At 69.2% G+C, this 21,109-nt stretch carries 23 protein-coding genes; 19 read left to right on the top strand and 4 right to left on the bottom strand.

Translation table 11 applies throughout. From position 1 onward, the window contains the following. Positions 1 to 17: 17 nt before the first annotated feature. The 3 genes from M2283_RS37715 to M2283_RS37705 form a co-directional block, all read right to left on the bottom strand. The gene (locus tag M2283_RS37715; RefSeq protein ID WP_280880998.1) at positions 18 to 1,271 is read right to left on the bottom strand and encodes a hypothetical protein; all 1,254 of its coding nucleotides are present in this window, start codon (positions 1,269 to 1,271) and stop codon (positions 18 to 20) included. A 58-nt stretch (positions 1,272 to 1,329) separates the two neighbouring features. Continuing rightward, positions 1,330 to 1,842, bottom strand: a complete 513-nt coding sequence (locus tag M2283_RS37710; protein WP_280880997.1) for a SigE family RNA polymerase sigma factor — start codon at positions 1,840 to 1,842, stop codon at positions 1,330 to 1,332. Positions 1,843 to 1,972: 130 nt separating this feature from the next. After that, a complete protein-coding gene (locus tag M2283_RS37705) occupies positions 1,973 to 3,664 on the bottom strand; it encodes a chitinase (RefSeq protein ID WP_280880996.1) in 1,692 nt (563 codons plus the stop codon). 333 nt (positions 3,665 to 3,997) lie between these two features. Here M2283_RS37705 and M2283_RS37700 point away from each other — a divergent pair, with 333 nt between their 5' ends. The 16 genes from M2283_RS37700 (at position 3,998) to M2283_RS37625 (ending at position 17,995) form a co-directional block, all read left to right on the top strand. Next, positions 3,998 to 4,849 carry a hypothetical protein gene (locus M2283_RS37700; RefSeq protein ID WP_280880995.1) on the top strand — a complete coding sequence of 284 codons (852 nt, stop codon included), beginning with the start codon at positions 3,998 to 4,000 and terminating at the stop codon, positions 4,847 to 4,849. A 64-nt stretch (positions 4,850 to 4,913) separates the two neighbouring features. Further along, positions 4,914 to 5,621 carry a Flp pilus assembly protein CpaB gene (gene cpaB, locus M2283_RS37695; protein WP_280880994.1) on the top strand — a complete coding sequence of 236 codons (708 nt, stop codon included), beginning with the start codon at positions 4,914 to 4,916 and terminating at the stop codon, positions 5,619 to 5,621. Positions 5,622 to 5,630: 9 nt separating this feature from the next. Further along, positions 5,631 to 6,890: an AAA family ATPase gene (locus tag M2283_RS37690; RefSeq protein ID WP_280880993.1), complete on the top strand. Its 1,260-nt coding sequence runs from the start codon at positions 5,631 to 5,633 to the stop codon at positions 6,888 to 6,890. A gap of 80 nt (positions 6,891 to 6,970) precedes the next feature. After that, a complete protein-coding gene (locus M2283_RS37685; RefSeq protein WP_280881057.1) occupies positions 6,971 to 7,294 on the top strand; it encodes a pilus assembly protein in 324 nt (107 codons plus the stop codon). 1 nt (position 7,295) lies between these two features. Beyond that, entirely contained in the window at positions 7,296 to 7,664 is a 369-nt protein-coding gene (locus tag M2283_RS37680; protein WP_280880992.1) for a TadE/TadG family type IV pilus assembly protein, read from the top strand. 12 nt (positions 7,665 to 7,676) lie between these two features. Then, positions 7,677 to 9,014: a CpaF family protein gene (locus M2283_RS37675; protein ID WP_280880991.1), complete on the top strand. Its 1,338-nt coding sequence runs from the start codon at positions 7,677 to 7,679 to the stop codon at positions 9,012 to 9,014. A 9-nt stretch (positions 9,015 to 9,023) separates the two neighbouring features. After that, positions 9,024 to 9,968 (top strand): type II secretion system F family protein, encoded by a 945-nt coding sequence (locus M2283_RS37670; RefSeq protein ID WP_280880990.1) that lies wholly within the window; start codon positions 9,024 to 9,026, stop codon positions 9,966 to 9,968. Positions 9,969 to 9,992: 24 nt separating this feature from the next. Beyond that, positions 9,993 to 10,880 (top strand): DUF5936 domain-containing protein, encoded by an 888-nt coding sequence (locus M2283_RS37665; protein ID WP_280880989.1) that lies wholly within the window; start codon positions 9,993 to 9,995, stop codon positions 10,878 to 10,880. Between the two features lie 410 nt (positions 10,881 to 11,290). Beyond that, complete coding sequence (locus M2283_RS37660) at positions 11,291 to 12,484, top strand: sensor histidine kinase (protein ID WP_432423181.1); 1,194 nt, start codon at positions 11,291 to 11,293, stop codon at positions 12,482 to 12,484. Between the two features lie 35 nt (positions 12,485 to 12,519). After that, positions 12,520 to 13,287, top strand: a complete 768-nt coding sequence (locus M2283_RS37655; protein ID WP_432423180.1) for a response regulator — start codon at positions 12,520 to 12,522, stop codon at positions 13,285 to 13,287. A 148-nt stretch (positions 13,288 to 13,435) separates the two neighbouring features. Continuing rightward, entirely contained in the window at positions 13,436 to 13,633 is a 198-nt protein-coding gene (locus M2283_RS37650) for a Flp family type IVb pilin (protein WP_280880986.1), read from the top strand. Continuing rightward, positions 13,633 to 14,232, top strand: a complete 600-nt coding sequence (locus M2283_RS37645) for a pilus assembly protein TadG-related protein (RefSeq protein WP_280880985.1) — start codon at positions 13,633 to 13,635, stop codon at positions 14,230 to 14,232. Before M2283_RS37650 ends, M2283_RS37645 begins: the two co-directional genes overlap by 1 nt. A 34-nt stretch (positions 14,233 to 14,266) precedes the next feature. Next, positions 14,267 to 14,851, top strand: coding sequence for a hypothetical protein (locus tag M2283_RS37640; protein WP_280880984.1), 585 nt, complete (start codon positions 14,267 to 14,269; stop codon positions 14,849 to 14,851). 8 nt (positions 14,852 to 14,859) lie between these two features. Beyond that, entirely contained in the window at positions 14,860 to 15,516 is a 657-nt protein-coding gene (locus M2283_RS37635) for an OmpA family protein (protein ID WP_280880983.1), read from the top strand. A gap of 53 nt (positions 15,517 to 15,569) precedes the next feature. After that, on the top strand, positions 15,570 to 17,609 hold the full coding sequence (locus M2283_RS37630; RefSeq protein ID WP_280880982.1) for a PrsW family glutamic-type intramembrane protease: 2,040 nt from the start codon (positions 15,570 to 15,572) through the stop codon (positions 17,607 to 17,609). Next, entirely contained in the window at positions 17,606 to 17,995 is a 390-nt protein-coding gene (locus M2283_RS37625) for a hypothetical protein (protein WP_280880981.1), read from the top strand. Before M2283_RS37630 ends, M2283_RS37625 begins: the two co-directional genes overlap by 4 nt. Positions 17,996 to 18,020: 25 nt before the next feature. Here M2283_RS37625 and M2283_RS37620 read toward each other — a convergent pair whose 3' ends face one another. Then, positions 18,021 to 18,416, bottom strand: a complete 396-nt coding sequence (locus tag M2283_RS37620) for a DUF192 domain-containing protein (RefSeq protein ID WP_280880980.1) — start codon at positions 18,414 to 18,416, stop codon at positions 18,021 to 18,023. A 124-nt stretch (positions 18,417 to 18,540) separates the two neighbouring features. Between M2283_RS37620 and M2283_RS37615 the strand changes: the two genes are divergently transcribed. The 3 genes from M2283_RS37615 (at position 18,541) to M2283_RS37605 (ending at position 21,069) form a co-directional block, all read left to right on the top strand. Continuing rightward, positions 18,541 to 19,167 carry a hypothetical protein gene (locus M2283_RS37615; protein ID WP_280880979.1) on the top strand — a complete coding sequence of 209 codons (627 nt, stop codon included), beginning with the start codon at positions 18,541 to 18,543 and terminating at the stop codon, positions 19,165 to 19,167. Positions 19,168 to 19,390: 223 nt separating this feature from the next. Next, positions 19,391 to 20,047: a hypothetical protein gene (locus M2283_RS37610; RefSeq protein ID WP_280880978.1), complete on the top strand. Its 657-nt coding sequence runs from the start codon at positions 19,391 to 19,393 to the stop codon at positions 20,045 to 20,047. Further along, positions 20,035 to 21,069 (top strand): hypothetical protein, encoded by a 1,035-nt coding sequence (locus tag M2283_RS37605; RefSeq protein ID WP_432423179.1) that lies wholly within the window; start codon positions 20,035 to 20,037, stop codon positions 21,067 to 21,069. The genes M2283_RS37610 and M2283_RS37605 overlap by 13 nt, the downstream gene beginning before the upstream one ends. Positions 21,070 to 21,109 lie beyond the last annotated feature (40 nt).

Below are 21,109 nucleotides of genomic sequence, written 5' to 3'. Positions count from 1 at the left end.
GACCCCGGGCGTCGCGGTTACAGCCACTCCGTGCTGAGCGCGATCGCGCGGAGCTGCTTCATGGTCAGGGCCGGGGTCGCGCGGGTCGCCGGGGTGTCCTGGGCACCGGAGTTGAAGGCGCTGATCACCACTCGGCGGCCGTCGGGCCGCATCGTGTCGACGGTCCACATGACGACACCCGAACCGCCCTTCTCGCCGGGCCCCTGCCGCTCGGCGACCTTGGTGCCGTCGGGCAGGGTATCGGAGCCGGTGCCGAAGAGGTCGTCCGCGGCGTCGGACATGTCGGGCTGGACGTTGACCTGCACGAAGGTCTTGCCCTTGCCGTCGTCGACCACGAGGTAGCCGAACTCCGTGTCGTCAGCGGGGCCGGTCCCGGTGACCTTGAAGCCCTTCGGCAGCAGGCTCTTGAGCGTCGACGTGACCGGCTTGCCCTCGACCACGGGGGTCGTCGGGCTCGACGGGGTCGTGGGCTTCGCGGAGCTCTTGGGCAGCGAGTCGACGGCGTCGCGCCAGACGGACGCGGTGACGACCTTCTTCAACTGCGCCGGGGACAAGGGCGGTTGGGGCCGGGTGATCGGCGAGTCCTTCTCGGCGGCGGCGTTCCACTCCTCGACGTTGACGTGCTTCCCCTGCGGGGTCACCAGTTCGGCGGACCACCACTTGGTGTCCACGCGCCGGTCGGGATACTCGTAGCCCTGGTAGATCATGAGCCGCGAGCCGTCGGCCAACTGCTCGGTGCGGCAGGCGTCGTAGTGCGTCAGCGCCTTGCCCGGGCACTGGGTGAGCTGGGCGGCCTCCTCGCTCGCCGGGTCGACGCGGCCGATGGACAGCCCGATGGCCGACGCCCCCTTGCCGTCGTCGTAGACGATGCCCGTGAACGCCGACGACCCGTTGACGCCCCAGGTCGCCGTCTGGTCGAACTCGCCTTTCGGCAACAGCGCTTCGAGCGACTTGGCCAGTGAGGCGCCGGTGGTCAGAGCGCGTGTGTCCTTGCCGGGAGTCGCGGTCGTGGAGACCGGCGAGGTCGCCGAGGCCTGGTTCTGAAGGGTGGTGCCGGCGTCGGGCAGGAGCAGCGCCCCGCCCACGCCGACGAGCGCGATGCCCGCGGCGCCGCCCGTCACGGCGGCCCGGCGCAGCAGCAGGTGTCGGCGCCCGCGTACCGAGCCGGCGGCGACGAGCGCGGCCCGGTCGGTCGTGAAGGTGTCGCCGGCCTCTCTCAGGCCTGCGGCGAGCGTCTCCTCGAAGGGATCGCTGTGCTGCTCTACGGGCATGACGGAACCGCCGTTTCGGGAAGGGGGCGAAGTGAAGAAGCCGAAGTGGAGGGGGTGTTCAGGGGCGCGCGTACTCGCCGAGGTCCTTGCCGAGCAGCTCCCGCAGGTGCCCGAGGGCCCGGACGCAGCGCGTGCGCACCGCCGCCGAGCTGGTGTTCATGACGTCGGCGGTCTCCTCGATCGAGCGGTCCTCCCAGTAGCGCAGGACGACCACCGCCCGGTCCTTGGCGGGCAGCCGGCCCAGCGCCTCCAGCAGGGTCAGTCGCAGGGAGGTGTCCCCGTCGAAGGCGCGGCCCGGCAGATCGGGGAGCACGTCGGTGGCCCGCTCGGTGCTGCTGCGCCGCCGCTGGTGCGCGAGGAACGTACGCGTCAGGACCGTCTGCGCGTACCCCGACGGATTCCCGACCCGCGACACCCGTCCCCAGCTGATGTACAGCCGCCCGAGGGTCTCCTGCACGAGATCCTCGGCGAGATGCGTGTCCCCGGCGGTCAGCAGACAGGCGGACCGGTAGAGATGCCCGGCACGTGCCGAGGCGAACTCCGCGTACTCCTCCGCCCGACGCTGTCTCATCCGAGCCCCCTCCCGCGGTGCCGTTCGGCACCGTACTCACTTCATTGATGCGGTGGGCCGGGGGAAATGTTTCAACCCCCGGCCCACCGCTGTCGATTCCTCCTGGTTTGTCTACTGATTCCGCTCCGCGCTACGGCAGCGCGTGCACGTGTGCGCCCACCGAGTTGGACCACGCGTTGCCCGCCGAGGCGTCCCAGTTCGTCGACCAGGTCATCGCACCCCGCAGGTCGGGATACGTCTTGGAGGGCTTGAAGGAGCCGCAGCCGGTGCCCTTGGCGAGGCAGTCCAGCGCGTTGTTCACGATCGTCGGCGAGACGTAGCCGCTGCCCGCGCCGCTGGTCGAGGCCGGCAGACCGAGGCCCACCTGGGACGGGGACAGGCCGCCCTGCAACTGGATGCAGGCCAGGGCGGTGAGGAAGTCCACCGAACCCTGCGAGTAGACCTTGCCGTCGCAGCCCAGCATCGAACCGCTGTTGTAGTACTGCATGTTGACGACCGTGAGGATGTCCTTGATGTTCAGGGCCGTCTGGAAGTAGGAGTTCGACGTCGACTGCATGTCGATGGTCTGCGGGGCCATCGTGATGATCAGCGACGAGCCCGCCTTCGAGGACAGCGAGCGCAGGGCCTGCGACATGTAGGTCGCGTTGAGGCCGTTCTCCAGGTCGATGTCGACGCCGTCGAAGCCGTACGTCTGCATCAGCGAGTACACCGAGTTGGCGAAGTTGGTCGCGGAGGTGGAGTCGTTGATCGACACCGTGCCGTTCTGCCCGCCGATCGAGATGATGACCTTCTTGCCGGCGGCCTGCTTGGCCTTGATGTCGGCCTTGAACTGGTCGACCGTGTAGCCGCCCAGGCCCGCCGAGTCCAGGTTGAAGGTCACGCCACCCGGCGTGCCCGTGGCGTCCGCGAAGGCCACCGCGATGATGTCGTACTGCGACTGGACGGCGGAGATCCTCTGGACCGTCGCCCCGTTGTTGAAGTTCTGCCAGTAGCCGGTGACGGCGTGCTTGGGCAGGGTGCCGCCGCCCCCGCCGCCGGTCGCGGTGGTGGTGCCCGTCACGGTCGCCGACTTGGCCGACTCGCCGGCCGAGTTGGTGGCGGTGACCTGGAAGGAGTACGAGGTGGAGGCCGTGAGGCCGGTGACGGTGGCCGAGGCGCCGGTCACCGACGACACCTTCGTACCGCCCCGGTAGACGTTGTACCCGGTGGCGTTGGAGACCGCGTTCCAGGCGAGGGAGACCGAGGAGGACGTCGTGCCCGACACCGCGAGGCCGGCCGGGGCCGCGGGGATCGTCGGGGCCGGGTCGCCGCCACCGCCGCCGTCGGGGCCGAACACCGAGAGGTCGTCGGCGAAGTAGGCGGCCTGTCCGTACCAGCCGTGCGTGTAGACGGTCACCGAGGTGGTGGATCCGCCCGTGGTGAAGGTCGTCGACAGCTGCTTCCAGGACGCGGAGTCGGGCGTCCACGTCGACACGTCCGTGGTGCCCGTGCCAGTCACGCCCAGGTAGGTGTAGCCGCCCTGCACCCAGGCGCTCAGCGTGTACGTCGAGTTGGGCTTCACGGCGACCGACTGGGTGCACTGGGCGTTGTCCTGCCCGGCGGGCGTCGCCTTGAGCGCGGCCGCGCCGCCGTGCACCGGCGAGGAGACGGTGGTGCCGCTGCCCGCCGAACAGGTCCAGTTGCTCAGGCCGGACTCGTAACCGGCGTTCTTGGCGTTGTTGACGTCCGCGGCGGACGCCTGGCCCGCGCCCGCCAGGGAGAGGGCGAGGGCGGCGGTGACGACTCCCGACCAGAGCCGTGCCGATCTTCTAAGTGGGGACATGACAATAAGTTGGTCCAGACCAATCCGGCTGTCAAGAGGTCCAGACCAACTTGGGGGCGACGGGGGCGGAGGCGGGGGTGGAGGCGGGGTGAAGGTCGGGCGAGGGTGAGGCGGAGGCGGGGCGGAGGCGCGGTGGTGAATCGAGACCGGGAAGATGCCCAACCTGCTCCGTTTTGGCGCGTCTTGTGCCTCGGGAGTTGCCTGCCAGCTACAGAAACGCTGTTCTCCGGTCACAGAGGCGTGGATACAGTGCTGAGGTAGTCACGCAGTGAAGTCAACTCGGTGTATCGGAGTAACCCCGGTCCGCCGACGGCGTAACACGGGGAGCTGGGCGTGCCAACTGCCATTGCCGTGACCGGTGCCGACCTCGCGCTGCCGCCGCACGACGAGCGGACGCTGCCCGCTGTCGTCCTGCCGGACCTGGACAAACAACCGCTCGACCAGGCGCTGTCCGCCGTCCAGTCGCTGCTGGACCAGCACGGGCATCTCATCGTCGTGTACTCGCAGGCCGCCCCCCATGCGGTGGAGCGGCGGCTGCACACCATCCGCGGCCTCCTGGAGAGTGACCGGATCGCCCTGTTCCGTCCCGAGCTGCCCCCGCTCGGACTCGCCGTCCTGGCCCGCCAGTTGAGACAGCTGGCCTCCTGCGACCTCAGCCCCGGGGTGCTCGCCTCCGCGGGCCGGCTGCTCACCCACTACATCCACGCGGGCGCGCTGCTCGGCTCCGTGGCCCGGCTGGACCGCGTCCCCGTGCCGCTGAAGTCGCACGCCAAGTCCTGGGTGCCGGGCAGCCAGTTCGCCGTCCTCGCGCACCCCGAGCCGCAGTTGGTGAAGATCGGGCCCGGCGCCACCCTCGCCGGGCCCGAGTTCGGCACCTGGATGCAGGTCGCCAAGGGACAGTTGCAGTCGGACTGGGTCACCGCGACCCTGGCCAAGCAGTGGAGCGTGCAAGGGCTGCGGGAGACCGCGCTGCCCGCCGAGTCCGCGGTGTGGTGGGAGACGGGGAAGCTGGTCGAGTTCGCCGCCTATCTGCCGGACCTGTCGGTGCTCTACCAGCTGGTCACCTCGGTCCGGCAAGGCAGTTGTCACTGGTGCGGCATCGACGTCATCGGCGACCGCTGTGTCTTCTGTTCCGCCACGGCACCGGTGCCACCCGTCCACGAGAACCAACTGCCCGCGGGCTGAGCCGCCCTCGGTCTCCCGTCCCCGATTCCGCTCGACCGAGCCCCCCAACGAGGTTGTACGGTTCATGAACTCCCGTCAGCGCCGCGGCGTGCTACTCCTGCTTCTGTCGGTCATCTGCGCCCTGGGCGCGTTCGCCGGCGTGCTGTCCGTCATCAACGACGTGAAGTCCAAGGTCGGCCCCGAGGTCACGGCGTACGAGGTCAAGAAGGACATCAAGCCGTACACCAGCCTCACCTCGGCCCAGTTCGAGAAGACCGAGATGCCCAAGCGCTGGCTGTCGGCGAACGCGATCACCGATCTCGCCGAGATCCGCGGCAAGATCGCCGTGACGACCCTCAAGCAGGGCTCCCTGCTGCAGAGCGACATGATCGTCGACCAGCCCGCCCTGCAGCCGGGGCAGCAGGAGGTCGCCATCATGATCGACGCGGCGACGGGCGTCGCCGGCAAGATCACGGCGGGCTCCAAGGTCAACGTGTACGCCACCTTCGAGGGCCAGCGTGAGGGCGATCCCGACCTGTCCAAGATCATCGTGACGAACGCCGCCGTCCTCGACGTCGGCGACCTCACCCCGCTCCAGCCCGACGCCGACGACCGCACCCGGGCGGCCACCGACGCCGTCCCGATCACGTTCGCGCTCTCCGCGCTCGACGCCCAGCGGATCACGTACGCCGAGTCCTTCGCCAAGCGGGTGCGGCTCGCGCTGGTCGCGCCGGGGGAGACCGGCACGGTGCCCGACAAGGACCGCACGTACGAACTCACCAAGGACAAGTGAGAGGCCGCCATGCCCACGAGGATCCTCCCGGCAGTCGGCGACGTGGACGCGGTCCGGTCCCTCACCACGCTGCTCAGCCAACTGCCGGACGCCGAGCCGGTCGCCCCCGTGACCGACTCGACCCAGCTCATCGACACCCTCGCCCGGCTGGCCGCCGAGTCCATCGACGAACTGCCCGAGGTCGTCGTCGTCCACGAACGCATCGGACCCGTCCCCGCCCTGGAACTCGTCCGCGAGGTCAGCCTGCGCTTCCCGGCGGTCGGCGTCATCCTCGTCACCTCCGACGTCAGTGCCGGCCTCTTCCAGGCCGCCATGGACTACGGCGCCCGCGGCCTGATCGCCCTGCCCCTCGGCTACGAGGAACTCGCCAGCCGGGTGCACGCGGTGTCCCAGTGGTCGGTGGGCGTACGCCGCCATCTGGGCGCCGCCGGCGACGTGTTCACCGGCGTCGGCGGCACCGTCGTCACCGTCAGCGGCGCGAAGGGCGGCGTCGGCACCACCACGACCGCCATCCAACTCGCCCTCGCCGCCCAGGCGTCGGGCCGCGCCGCCGTCCTGCTCGACATGGACCTCCAGACCGGGGACGTCGCCTCCTACCTGGACGTCCAGTTCCGCCGCTCGGTCGTCGACCTCGCCACCATCACGGACATCACCCCGCGCGTCCTGGCCGACGCCGTCTTCCGCCACGACACCGGCCTCACCCTCCTGCTCGCCCCCGCCGACGGCGAACGCGGCGAGGAGGTCACCGACCGCGCCGCCCGCCAGATCGTCGGCGCCCTGCGCTCCCGCTACGAGGTCGTCGTCGTCGACTGCGGCGCCCAACTCAGCGGCGCCGGCGCGGCCATCGTGGAAATGGCCGACACCGCCGTCCTGGTCACCACCCCCGACGTGGTCTCCGTCCGCGGCGCCAAGCGCGCCGTGCGCATGTGGGACCGGCTCCAGGTCCGCAAGGCCGAGGAGACCACCGTCGTCGTCAACCGCCACACCCGCGGTACGGAGATCCAGCCGCCGCTCATCCAGAAGATCACCGGCACCGGCCTCGCCGGGACCGTGATCCCCGCCAACTTCAAGGAACTCCAGAGCGCCGTGGACGCGGGCCGGGTCCACGAACTCGACAACCGCAGCACGGTCAAGCAGGCCCTGTGGACCCTCGCGGGCGAACTGGGCCTGGTCAAGGGCTCCGAGGGCCCCCAACACCGCAACGGCCGCTCCCGCGGCGGCGAACGCGGCGCGCTGACGCTACGGCGACGCAAGGAGTTGGAGCGGTGAGGCCGCGGCGGGCTGCGCAGGCGTTGACGGCGCGGCTTGTTCGGCGGGACGAGGGCCAGGTGAGTGTCGAGTTCCTCGGCATGACCCCGTTGATCATCATCACGCTGGTGCTGCTGTGGCAGTTCGTCCTCCTGGGATACACGTTCACCCTCGCGGGGAATGCTGCGGACGAGGCGGCACGGGCGGGAACGGCGGTTCCGGAGGGCGCAAGAGCGGCCGCGTGCCAACAGGCGGGCCTGGACAAGCTGCCGAACGCGTGGAGCGGCGAGGTGGAGTGCACGACCGGCGGCGGCTATGTCAAAGCCACCGTCACCCTCCACGTCCCCGTCCTCTTCCCCGGCGCGATCGGCTTCCCCTTCGACGTGAAGGGCCACGCGGGAGCGGTGGAGGAGGTGAAGGACTGAGATGTCGTACGACGACGAGCGCACTGGAAAACGCCGCGACCTCGGCCAAGTCGCCATCGAGTACCTCGGGTTCATCCCGGTCCTGATCCTGGTCGCCCTGGCCGGCGTACAGATCGGACTCATCGCCTACACCGCGCAGCAGGCCGGCACCGCGGCCCGGGCCGGGGCGCGGGCGGCCTCGTTGCAGGAGAGCGCCCAGACGGGATGCCAGAACGCGATCAGCGGCTTTCTCGCCGACGGGACCAACTGCGGGGAGGCGTACGGCGACGACGCGGTCACCGTCACCGCCACCGTCGACATCCCGTCCATCGTCCCGGGCTGGGACTTCGGCACCGCGCAGAAGACCGCCACCATGCCGCTCGACCACTGAACGAGGTGCACCATGAGCCTGCGGTCCCGCATCAACACCCCGGAAGAGAACGGCAGTCGGGGCGAGGACGGCCATCTGGTCGCGTCGTACCGGTCCAAGCTCCTTGAGGAGATCGACCTCGCGGAGATGAGTTCGCTGGCGGCGGCCGAGCGCCGGGCCCGGCTGGAACGGGTGCTCGGGCACATCATCAGCCGCGAGGGCCCGGTCCTGTCGACGGTGGAACGCTCCCAGCTGATCCGGCGCGTCGTGGACGAGGCCCTGGGCCTCGGCATCCTCGAACCGCTCCTGGAGGACGCGTCGATCACCGAGATCATGGTGAACGGCCCGGACGCGATCTTCGTCGAGCGAGGCGGCCGGGTGGAACAACTCCCGCTCCGCTTCCCCTCCCACGACCAGCTGATGCAGACGATCGAGCGGATCGTCTCCACGGTCAACAGGCGGGTGGACGAGTCGAATCCGATGGTCGACGCCCGTCTCCCGTCCGGTGAGCGGGTCAACGTGATCATCCCGCCGCTGTCCCTCACCGGCGCGACCCTCACCATCCGCCGCTTCCCGCGCTCCTTCACGCTGCACGAGATGGTCGGCCTGGGCTCGCTGGACGAGCAGATGGTGTACCTGCTGGCGGGCTTGGTGCAGGCGAAGTTCAACGTCATAGTCTCGGGCGCGACGGGCACGGGCAAGACGACTTTGCTCAACGCCCTCTCGGGCCTGATCCCCGAGTCCGAACGCATCATCACGATCGAGGACTCGGCAGAACTCCAGCTCCAGCAGGCCCATGTGATCCGCCTGGAGTCCCGCCCCCCGAACGTCGAGGGCCAGGGCCAGGTCACCATCCGCGACCTGGTCCGCAACTCCCTGCGCATGCGCCCCGACCGCATCGTGGTCGGCGAGGTCCGCGGCGGCGAGTCCCTCGACATGCTCCAGGCGATGTCGACGGGCCACGACGGCTCGCTGGCCACGGTGCACGCCAACAGCGCGGAGGACGCGCTGATGCGCCTGAAGACGCTGGCGTCCATGTCGGAGGTCGAGGTCCCCTTCGAGGCGCTGCACGACCAGATCAACAGCGCGATCGACGTGATCATCCAGCTCACCCGGTTCGCCGACGGTGCCCGCCGGATCACCGAGATCGCGATCCTCGACAGCCACGGCAGCGAACCGTACCGACTGGCCACCGTGGCCCGCTTCCACGCGCAGCCGATGGCGGCGGACGGCCGCGTCTACGGCGTCTTCGAGTACTCCCCCCTGCCGCGCCGCACCGCCGACCGCCTCTACATGGCGAGCCAGCCCGTCCCGCAGGCGTTCGGCGTCGCCAACTCCGCAGCGCAGCTGACCACCCGAGAAGCCAGGTAGGACCGACCGATGGAACTGCACCAGCTCGTCACGCTCACCACCGGCATCACGCTGCTGACGTGTGTCCTGGCCGTGCTGGGCCTGCACACGTACACGAAGGGCAAGGCCCAGCGCCAGGCCCTCGTCGACCGTCTCTCGGCCACCGGCCAGATCCCGACGGGCGTCCGACGCCGGCGCTTCGTCAACGTGGACCGCCGGGTGCGCCGTACGCGCCTGGGCCGCAAACTCGAACTCCGCCTGGCGGCGACGGGCCTGGACGTCACCCCCGGCGAGTTCTTCGTCTACATGCTCGCCACGGTCGCGGCCCTCTTCCTGATCGGCCAGGCCTCCCTGGCCCCCTTCTTCGGCCCCATCGCCGGCCTCCTCGGCATCTGGGCGGCCGTCCAGTTCCTCAACTGGCAACGCCAGAAACGCATCGAGAAGTTCATCAACCAACTCCCCGAACTGGCCCGCATCATGGCCAACGCGACGCAGGCCGGCCTGGCGCTCCGCACGGCGATAGGCATGGCGGCGGAGGAACTGGAGGCCCCCGCCGGCGAAGAACTGGCCAAGGTCGCCAACCAGTTGGCCCTCGGAGTCTCGATGGACGACGCCCTGGGCGAAATGGCCGAACGCCTTCCCTCCCGCGAACTGGTCGTCCTCGTCACCACGTTGGTCCTCTCCAACCGAGCGGGCGGCCAGGTGGTCAGCGCGCTCCGGAACCTCACGGAGACGCTGGAGGAGCGGAAGGAGACGCGACGGGAGGTTCGTACGCAGTTGTCGCAGGTCAATATGACGTCTTATGCGGTGCCTGTGTTGGGGGTGGGGTCGTTGTTCCTCATGAACGGCGTGAAGGACGGGGCCCTGGCGCGCATGACGGGCTCACCGGTCGGCCAGGCCGCTGTGCTCATCGCCTTCGCCCTCTACGCGGTGGGCTTCGTCCTGATACGCCGCCTGTCCCGCATCGACGTCTGACGAACCCGGGAAGGAGGACACCCGATGGCATTTCTGCTCGCACTGGCGATGGGCCTCAGCGTCTGGGGCATCTTCGCGGGCATCCGCATGTACCGGGCCGACGTGAAGCTCCCCACCGACCTGGCCCTGGCCCTGGAGGTCGGCTCGACCCGCACGGGAGCGGTCGACTCGCTCGTCGACCGGCTCGGAATGCGGTACGCGCCCGCGGTCCTGCGGCTGATGGGCCCCAAGATGGTCGCCAAGTACCGCCGCAAGATCGACCTGGCCGGCAACCCGGGCGGCCTCACCATCAACCGCTACGCCGCCCGCCGCGCGGTCTACGGCTTCCTCGGCGGCCTGGGCGGCCTCATCTTCCTGATCAAGGGCAACTACCTGCTGGCCATCGTCCTGTTCGCCTTCGGCGCGTTCTGGACGGAGGTCGGCATATGGTCGGCGATCCGCATCCGCAAGGACGTCATCGAGCGCACGCTGCCGGACTTCCTGGACGTACTCGCGGTCGTGGTGAGCGCGGGCCTCGGTTTCCGGCAGGCCCTGGACCGGGTCTCCATCAAGTACGAGGGCCCCTGGGCGGACGAACTGCGCATCACCCTGCGCCAGATGGACCTCGGCATGGGCCGCCGCGAGGCCTTCGCGGAACTGCGCCGGCGCAACGACTCCGAACAGGTCGCGATGTTCGTGACGGCGCTGCAGCAGGGCGAGGAACTCGGCGCCCCCATCGTCGACACGCTCGTGTCCCTCGCGAAGGACATGCGCCGCACGGACGCGCAGAACGCCCGCCGCAAGGCGGCCCGCGCGGTCCCCAAGGCCACCATGATGATCACCACCTTCATGGTCCCGGCCACGATGATCCTGCTCGGCGCCGGCCTGATCCTCGGCTCCGGCACGGACTTCGGCACGCTTACGGGCAAGTAGACGGCAGGCGGGTGACGGTCATGTCGACGACGAAGGAACGCATAGGGCGCCTGCGACGCCGCCGCCGTCCGAAAACGCCGGCGAGCCCGAGGATCCCGAGCGCATACGGCAGTCCGGTGACACCGGCGCCCCCGACGCTCCCACCCGGCTGGGAACCGGTGCGCAACCCGATATCGGCGGTACCGCCGCAACCGGGACCGCGTGGAGAGCGTGCGGGGGAGTCGAGCGGCGGGCGAAGCGGTTCCCGACCCCAGCTCGACCGGGCCACCGACAGCCCCCAGCCCACACAGCAGCCGCGCGAAGCCACGCCAGTCCCCACCCCAACCCCAGCCCCCACCTCCTTCCCCGCCTCCATCCCCACCCCCACCTCCACTCCCGCCATCCCCCTCCAGATCAACGCCCTCCAGGCGATGTGCCGCCAGGTTTTCGGCTTCCGGCTCGCGATGATCGCCCTGGCCGCCCCGGCCGCCCTTCTCAACGCGTCCCCCGGCCTCGCCATGCGCCTGGTGGGTGCGGCCGTGGTCGTCACCTTCATGGGCTCCTACGTCCTGTTCAGGGACTGGGAACGCTTCGGCCCCCTCCTCCTGCGCCACCCCTCCCTGCTGGCCCTGGACACCCTCTTCATGTCCCTGCTCCTGTTCTCCGCGGGACCGGACACCACCCTCGCCTACGTCAGCGTCTGCACCCCGCTCCTCGCCGGCCTCGTCTACAGCTGGCGAGGCGCCGCGGTCTTCGCCTCCCTCCAGTCGCTGATCCTGCTCGTGGTCCACACGACGTCGAAGGGTGCGCACTCCACGCCCGCCGAGGTCCTGTTCCTGCCCGGCCTGTGCGTCATCGCTGGCGCGGTCGGCTCGGCCCTGCGCAACCTGATGTTCCGCTTCGGCGCTGCCACCCAGGCCCTGACCACCGTCCAGGCCCGGCTGGCCGTCGCGGAGGCGGTCGGCGCGGAACGGGCCAGGCTGGCACGGGAGATGCACGACTCCGTGGCGAAGACCCTGCACGGTGTGGCGCTGGCCGCGGAGGGACTCGCCTGCTCCGCGGGCGCGGCCCGTCCCGACCCGGATCTGGTGAAACGGCAGGCGGAACTGGTGGCCCGTTCGGTCCGGCGAGCGGCGGCCGAGTCCCGCGAACTCCTCGCCGACCTGCGCCGCGAGTCCGACCCGGCCCACGCCACCGACGTGCTGGTCGAACTGGCCGCCCGGACAAAGGACTTCAGCATCCGGACCGGCCTCCCCTCCAGCTACCGCCCCACCGGCGAACACGCGGTACCCCCCGTCCCGCCCGCCGTGGCCCGACAGCTCCTCACCATCGCCTCGGAGGCCATGGAGAACGCCCACCGTCACGCGGGCCCGACCCGGGTCGACGTACGCGCGGGAGTCCACGGCGACCTTCTGTGCATCAGCGTCTACGACGACGGCAACGGGCTGCCTCCCGACACCTCCCTCGAACAGCTGCGCAGGGCAGGCCACTTCGGCCTGGTCGGCATGGTCGAGCGAGCCGCCTCGGTGGGCGCCCGCATCCGCATCGGCCGGGGCGACCACCCCCGGGGCACGGAGATCCGCCTGGAAATCCCGCTGGCCGCCCTCACCCCCTCGACCTCATGAACACGCCCCCCACGCGACGAAAGGAGGCCGCCCCCATGCCGGACGAGACGACTCTGCGCGTCGTGGTGGCCGACGACAACCCGGTGGTCCGGGCGGGTCTGACGGCCCTGCTCACCGGCCGCGCGGACATCTCGGTCGTGGCCGAGGCCGCCGACGGTCGCGAGGCCTACGAGGCGGCCCGGCAACTCCGCCCGGACGTCGTCCTCTTGGACGTCCGCATGCCGGGTGTGGACGGCCTCTCGGCGCTTCCGTACCTGGCCCGGATCGCCCCGGTCGTGATGCTCACGTACAGCAGGGAGCCGGAGATCGTCCAGGAAGCCCTGCGCAGGGGTGCCGGCGGCTACCTGGTCCACGGCGAGTTCACCGTGGACCAACTGGTCGAGGCGGTACGGGACATCGTGAGAAGTGCGACTGCATACGGATCAAGTCGCCCCGTCGTCATACATTCTTCACTTCAAGAACCCTTACCGTCAGGCAGTTTCGGGTACTTCCCGCCGGTCGTCTCCACTATTTCTTCAGAAAACCTTTCGCAAGTGCAACCGAATGTGGGACAGTCGTCGTCTGGATGGTCGAGCGGCCGTCCGGCAGCTCCCGACCGGTCGAGGTACCAACTGAGCACGAGGGAGGCGGAGATCATGGACCTCATCGCATCCGGCATGAACAACCAGCAGATCGCCGCCACGTGCTTCATCAGTGAGAAGACGGTCAAGAACCACATCAACCGCATCTTCGCCAAACTCCACAGCACCAGCCGCTCCGAGGCCGCCGCCAAGTGGCTCGGTACGGCACGGGAATTGGGGTGACCAGTGGGGTCGTCGAGGAGCAGGACATGGTTGCAGGGATCGGACAGGCTCCGGGTTTGGGTCCAGGGGCCCTCTTGCGAACAGGGTTTTCCACCGTACGTTTCTCGTGTCGACAGCGGCACGGGCATCGAACCCGGAGGGGAACACCATGAGCAACTGGATCAACACCACCGTCGCGTATCTGCAAAGCCGCGCCGCTCGCAACGACAAGGGCCAGACCGCGGTCGAGTACCTGGGCATCATCGCGGTGGTCGTGGCGATCGTGCTCGCGATCACGGGTACGGACATCGGCAACACGATCTACACCGCGATCACGGACAAGATCGCCGAAGTCGTCGGCGGCTGATGCGGCGCCGCAGGTACGGCGACGCCGGGCAGGCCTTCCCCATCTACATCGTGGTGGTGGCGGGCCTGCTCTTTCTCGCGTTCGCGTATCTGGCGGTCGGCCAGGCCGCGGCGACTCGGAACGGAGCCCAGACGGCCGCCGACGCGGCCGCGTTGGCGGCGGCCCAGGACACCCGGGACCAGCTCGCCGACATGTGGGTGGACGTCGTGCTCGACCCCACGAAGTGGCAGGACATCCTCGACGGCGACGCGGCGGTACTGGACGGCTGCGCGCGCGCCTACGAGTTGGCGGCGCAGAACGACGCGCAGGCGACGGGCTGTGAGCCACAGCCGGCGCGCCCGGGCTACACCGTCGAGGTCCGGACGAACAAGCCCGTCGGGGACACCATCGTCCCCGGTACGGAGAACCAGTACGCAACGGCGTCCGCCACTGCCGTGATCGAGCCGCTCTGCACGTTCCCGCTCCCCGGTGAGGACGCCGGGGACGACACGTTGCCACAGCTCACCTGCAAGGACGGCGAGGAGTGGACCCTGGACCCGGACGACCTCACCGAACTGCCGGGACCCGAGGACCTCTTCGACGTTCATCTGGCCGACTGACAAGAGATCGACGAGTGATGAAGGAAGCGGAGTCATGAGCATTCGGTTCACTACGAAGGCCCGCAGGGGGATGGTCGCACTGACCGTCGCGGCCGGACTGGCCGTCGGTGTGGCCGGCTGCGGCGGTGGTGGCGACGATGACGCCAAGAAGCCGGACACGTCGGCCTCCGCCTCCCAGGACAGTGGATCCCAACCGAGTGCCCAGGAAGGCCAGTCCGAGGAGCCGTTGGTGGAACTGCGGGGCACGGGTGGTCTGTTGCTCCAGATCACCTCCGCGCAGCGGGACTCCGGCGGCTTCCTCACCGTGAACGGCATCCTGAAGAACGACGGCGCCGAGCGGATCACCGTGCCCGCCGCGGTGCGCGGCAACGAGACGGAGATCCTCCGCAACGGCATGTCGCTCGGTGGCGCGACCCTGGTCGACAGCCAGGGCAAGAAGCGCTACTACGTCCTGCGGGACACAGAGGGCCGACCGCTCACCACGACCGGCTTCACGTCCCTGAAGGCGGGCGAATCGCTGGCCGTGTTCCTCCAGTTCCCCGCGCCGCCCGCGAGCACGACCGACGTCAGTTTCCAGCTCCCGACGTTCACCAGCGGCACGATCAAGATCTCCGGGTGAGGCCCACCATGACCACCACCACCCGGACTTCGCCCCGGGCGGGCGCCCCTCGCCTCGCCCTGACCCTCACCGCCGCGTCACTCATGCTCGCCACGAACCTCGTAGGCGCGACGGTGTCCCACGCCGACGACACCCCCAGCGTCCCCCCCGGCACCGAACCCTCCGCCTCCGCCCCCGTCCAGGTCGACCCCAACGACCCCGACCTCAAACTCCCCGAAGGTGCCACCCTCGCCGACCCCAAGGTCCTCGACATCAAAACGGTCGTCGAGGACCAGAGCGGCGAGGAACGCCGCGAAGACACCAACTCCGACGTCAAGTTCGCCCTCCAGGCCGAGGTCCTCTTCAGCAAGAACAGCTCGAAACTGAGCGCCGACGCGAGATCCCGCATCTCCTCGATCGCCACCGAGATCAAGAACCAGAACGCCACGAAGATCCGCGTCTTCGGCTTCACCGACAACCTCGGCTCCTCGGCCCACGGCGACGTCCTCTCCCGCCAACGCGCCAACGCCGTCCAGGACGTCCTCGACCAGGAACTCAACGACCCCAACATCACCTTCGAGGTCCGCGGCTACGGCGAGCAGTACCCCATCGCCGACAACGCCACGGAGGACGGCCGCAAGAAGAACCGCCGCGTGGAGGTGTCGTTCCCGCGGACGGAGAGCTGAGCTGACGGAGAGCTGAGGGAACTCGACACAGACCACGGAATGGGCGGGGGCCCGTGACCGTACTGATGACGGCCGCGGCCGTGTACGGCGTCGTCCAGCTGTTCGCGCTGTCGTACCCCACCCGCTCGGTACGCCTCGGCACAGTCCTGCTGGCACTCCTCGCGGGCGTGTACGTCTGCGGCGCGGCCGCGGCCCTGCTGGAAGTCACCTACACGAGAACGATCGCCGACCGAACCGGCAGATCGCTGATCGAGGTCGCGAACACCACCTCCGTCACCATGGCCCCGTGGGTGGAAGAGCTGATCAAAATCACCCCGCTGCTGCTGATCGGGGCGTACGCGAAGGTACGGCGCCAGTGGGGGCTGACCGACTTCACCGTCCTGGGCGCGGCCCTCGGAGCCGGCTTCGGCCTGCTGGAAGCGCTGCTGCGCTACTCCCTGGACGCGGATCGGGCGCTGGCCCGCAGCGACGGCTGGATCATCCCGGACAGCCTGTCACCGCCGTACATCCCGGGCCCGGGCCAGGTCGCCACGTCCTGGCTGCCCGCTCCCGCCGCCTCCCTGGAACTCGGGCAGACCACCGCCATCACAGTCCCCACCTTCACCCACCTGGTGTGGACGGCCTTGGCGGGACTGGCGGTCGGTGTCCTGTGGCGAGTGCCGACCTGGTGGAAGCCGCTGGCGGTGATCCCGTTCGGCGCGGCCGTCGCCCACCACACCCTGACCAACCACGTCGTCCGGCACCCGACCGATCGACAGGCCCGGCAGTGGCTGGAGCACCTGGACGGCAAGGCCTGGCTCGCTCCGATCGTGGCCCTGCTCCTCGCCATGACCGTCGACACGGTCCGCCTCCACCACGGCAAGCGGAACCTGCCCGGCGTACTACTGGCGACGGAACGAGCGGACGGTGACAGCGCGGCGGCCCTGATCCGCTACGCCGCCTGGCGCCCACCCTGGACGCTGCTGATCGCGCGACGATTCATACGTCTCCGCCGCACCCTCTGCTACGCGGCAGCGGGCACACCACCCGCCGAACTCGACCCGCTGCGACGGACGGTGGCCGACCTCGCCACCAGGATCGACGCCACCGACCACGAGCAGGCCTGGCGCGGGGCGGACCTACGCGCCGGCATCCGCTCCGGCGTCAGAGCAGCCCGAGCCACGACGGGTCACCGCACGCGGATCCTGAGCCTGATCCCCTGCGCACTGCTGGTCCCGTCCGTCCTCTTCCTCTGCGTCGGCTCGTTCAAGTCGACGGTCGGCCTCCAGAACTACTTCACCCACGGCGCCGGCCCGAAGATCCTGCTGGGCTTCGCCATCGCCGCACTGGCGTGGATCGTCTGGCAGTCGGCCATGCTGCTACGCACCTGGCGCCAGTCGGCGGCCAACCCTCTGGGCGAGCGACTGGCCGTCCACCGCCTCCGCTGCGCCACCGCATTGGCCGCCGCGCTGACCGGAACACTCCTGCTCCGGCGCAGCACAGGACCGGCCGGCTCCGAAACCCGGATCGTGCCATCCGCCCACCTCCTCGACGCCCTCGACAACGTCCTCACCTACCTCGGCTTCGCCCTCCTGCTCTTCTCCCTGCTCGCGCTGTTCCCGCCGGGCGCCGGACTGGCCCTCGCCGGCGTCACCGTGTCGGGCGAAGGGGCTCTCGGGGCCGCCCTTGCCGCGCGACTCGGCGCGGCGGGCATCGCCCTGATGGCCGCGGGCGCCGCAGGCGGAGGGACCGGCGGCGGGGGAGGCGGTGGGGGCGGCGGATCGGGAGGCCAGGACGCGAACCCGGCTTCCCCACAGCAGGGTTCCGTCGCGGGCGACGCGGTCGGGGGACACCGGACGGCATCCGGTATTGCAAAATGGGCCCGTGAACAGGGCTGGACGGAGACGCGAACAGAGAACGGACCGCCGAAGTTCACCGACGAGAACGGAATCATCCGCGTGACCCTGAAGCAGGGAAGCAGCCGTGCGCCGGGCAGTGGAGCGCCCCATGTGGAAATCCGGAACGCTCAAGGAGAGCGAATCGATCCGACCGGGAACGTCGTCACAAGGAAGAGCCCCGGCAACCACACTCCGATCACCTGGGATCTGCCATGAGTGCTGAAAAGGTCGAATACCAGGAGCTGGACGGATTCACGGACGTCTACCTGGAGGACAGTTTCGTACTGGAGATCCGAGCCACTCCCGGCCATCTCACCTTCGAAGTCGAACTGGTCCTCACCCCTCGACACCCGGCCTACCACCCGCCCGCCCCCGGCGAGCAGGCCTGCTACGCGCGAGCCACGATCCAGTTCCCGCAGGTGCGCGAGCTGGTGTGGTCGGGCCAGGGAACTCCTCCGGCGGTGGACGCATCCGGTTCCAAGGACTACGGCGGTTTCGACGCGCTGTTCTGGAACGGCTCGGCCTTCCACGTGGAGGGCGACTGGGGCGTCATCGACGTATCGTCCGCCGTCCCCGTGATCAGGCTCCTGCCCCGGACATGAACCGAGAAGGCACACCCTTCCCCTCTCAGGAGCCGTCGCCCACCCCATCCACGTCCACACGCACCTCGACCGTGGCCCCGACCCTGAGCCCCCACCCCGCCATCACCCCAGCCTCCGCCTCCAGCACATGCCGAGAACGGAGCCGAGGCAGCCCCAACCGCCCCGGCTTCATGGTGCGTACGGCGATGACGTGGAGGCGTCGGTCGAGATAGGCGATGTCGATCGGGATACGCATACGAAAGGTGTGCACGCCGTTCGCGGGCGACAACAGAATCGCCCCGTCGACGGAATCCCGCCCCAACAGCCCTTTGGTACGGGCCCGATAGGAGGTCGCGACCTCCAGCGGAACGGACACACCCCCCACCCCGTTCTCCGCCCCCACGACCAACTCCCCGCGCCCGTCCCGCCACCGCCGACCCATGCCCAATACCTCCGCCCCAACCACCCTGCCCGCCTACCGTGCGAACCGAACGTACCCACACCGAAACGTCCCACTGACTACCGTTGCCCACTCGACCCGACCCTCGCCCCACCAGGAGCCGACCGTGACCCGCCGTCCCGCCCTGCTCGCAGCGATCACCCTGACCGCAGCCGCGGCCCTGTCGCTGTCCGCGTGCGGCAACGACGACAAGCCCGCAGGCGCCGACACCGACAAAGGCACGCCGGCACCCTCGACGTCGACGGCATCCGACCGCCCGAAGATCGAGCTGCCGTCGGATCTGACGTACACCTTCGACTGGCCCAAGACGGGCGACAAGGACGAGGACGCGGTACTGGCCGACAGCGAGCAGTCCATCAAGGCCGTGGACATGGCCATCGCCGAGCAGGATCCGCTCAGTAAGGCGTACCGCTACTACTCCGAGGGTGAGGCGGCGGCGGGAAGCCGGAAGTTCATCCAGGAATTCGTGGACTACAAGGACCGCATCACCGGCGCCAAGCACTATTTCGCGGCAAAGGCCAAGGTCAACGGTGACGGTACGGCGGGCCTCGTCTACTGCGAGGACCAGAACAAGGCCTACAACCGGAGCCTCAAGACCGGCAAGACGGACGTGACGCCGGCCTCCGTGGACAACTACGTCCTCTACACCACGCAACTCCGCAAGAACGCCAAGGGAGTCTGGGTCGTCGAGAAGCTGGCTTCCCAGCGCGGGAGTGACAAGTGCCGGCCCTGAACACTTTCCCCTTTGCTTGTTCATGAGTGGAATGATCGGCTCACTTTGCTGCACCGTGAACGGCCCGGCGCGTTATGTAACTGTAATGACTCAAGTGGTCCCAGGTGTGGGGGATTTGACCTCATACGCTCCCTGGGCTGACAAGCGTCACCCTGGTGTCACCCCATGCCGCTGGATAGCGTTGGTTCGCTCAAGAGAAGCCTCGCCCCATCAGGAGCCGACCGTGACCCGCCGCCCCACACTGCTCGCAGCGATCACGCTGACCGCCGCTGCGGCCCTGTCGCTGTCCGCATGCGGCAACGACGACAGCTCCGGCAAGAACGACAAGATCGCAGGCGCCGACACCAGCGAGGAGGCGTCGGCATCTCCGACGCCCTCGACGTCGACGGCGGTGTCCGACCGCCCGAAGATCACGTTGCCGTCCGACCTGACGCTCGACTTCGAGGACACGAAGACCGGCGACGCCGTCAAGGACGCGGTGCTGTCGGACAACGCGGAACGCATGCGTGCCGTCGACGCCGCGATCACGGGGACCGATCCCAAGGGCGAGGCGATCGGCTACTACAACACCGGCAAGGCACTGGACGCCGCCCTGGCGTGGGTCGCCGAGTTCAAGGACGCCGGGGCCACGATGACGGGCTCGGCCCGGTACTACGACCGCGAAGTGACGCTCAAGGGCAAGACGTCGGCCGGCCTCACGTTCTGCGCGGACGAGGGCAAGGGCTTCAGCAAGGACAAGAAGACCGGGAAGGTCTCCAGGACGCCGGTGACCAAGAACAGCTACGTCTTCTACAACACCAGGTTGGACAAGAACCCCGACGGTGTCTGGCAGACGTCGCAGATCATTTCCACAAGGGGGGCGGCTCAGTGCCAGCCATAACAAGGGTCTCGCTCTGCACCGCTGTCATGGCAGGCGTCCTGGTGTGTACGTCCAGCCCGTCGGCCTGGGCCGACTTCGTGCCCGGCGGAAAGGGCACGGGCACCGAGACCCAGGAGCAGGGCGGCAACGAGGGCGACAAGCTCACCTCGACCGCGGGAGCCATCGTCTACGACCGTTCCAAGAACGGCTCCGGTGAATCCGTGGGCCCGGTGAGTTCCACGACGACCTGGACCCCGCCCGCCTGCTACTACGCCCCGAAATACACCCCCGCCCAACTCGAGAAGTACCTGACGCCGATCTGGGAAGCCGGTTCGACGGGCTACGAGTGGGACGCCGAGCAGCGTCAGAAGTACGTCGAGGGCAAGCCCTACAAGGACTTCAACAAGGAAGAGACCGGCAAGGGCTACTGGTGGGACTCCTACGTCAGTGCCGGCCGCGAGGGCGACCCCGCCGCGCTGAACTGCACGAAGCCCTACTTCTGGGTCGCCACCAACGACGACCCGCCGGCCGACATCCCCGAGGCGGTCACGCCGGAGATGCTCGCCCAACTCGCCTACGCCGAGATCCGCGTCCCCTCCACGAAGATGGACCTCGCCCCGGCGAACACCACGAAGGTGAACCTCCCGACCTGGGCCTGGCTGGACGCGGCCAAGTTCAAGCCGGTCTCGGTCACGGCGAGCGTCCCGCTCCTGAACATCTCCGCGACGACCACCGCCACACCGGTCTCGGTGAAGATCGAACCCGGCACCGCGGACGCCCAGACCTACCCCGCGTCCGGCGTCTGCCAGATCAACGGTGACCGCATCGGCGAGCCCTACGCCAAGGGCAAGGCCGACGAGACCCCACCCTGCGGCGTGAAGTACCTGCGCTCCTCGGGCGACGACACGTTCCCGCTCAGGGCGACGGTCACCTGGAAGATCCACTGGACCGGCACGAACTCCCCGGGCGCCGACCTTCCCGCCGGCACCTTCGGCGCCACCCAGAACGTCGTCGTACAGGAAATCCAGGCAGTCAACCGCTGACCGCAGCAACCCACTTCACCCCACCGTGTCCGGTAAGCGC

Origin of the sequence: Streptomyces pseudovenezuelae, from assembly GCF_029892565.1 — a bacterium.
Taxonomy (GTDB): domain Bacteria; phylum Actinomycetota; class Actinomycetes; order Streptomycetales; family Streptomycetaceae; genus Streptomyces; species Streptomyces pseudovenezuelae_A.
Note: the sequence above shows the minus strand (reverse complement) of the source record. Positions and strands in the feature narration are given on the sequence as shown.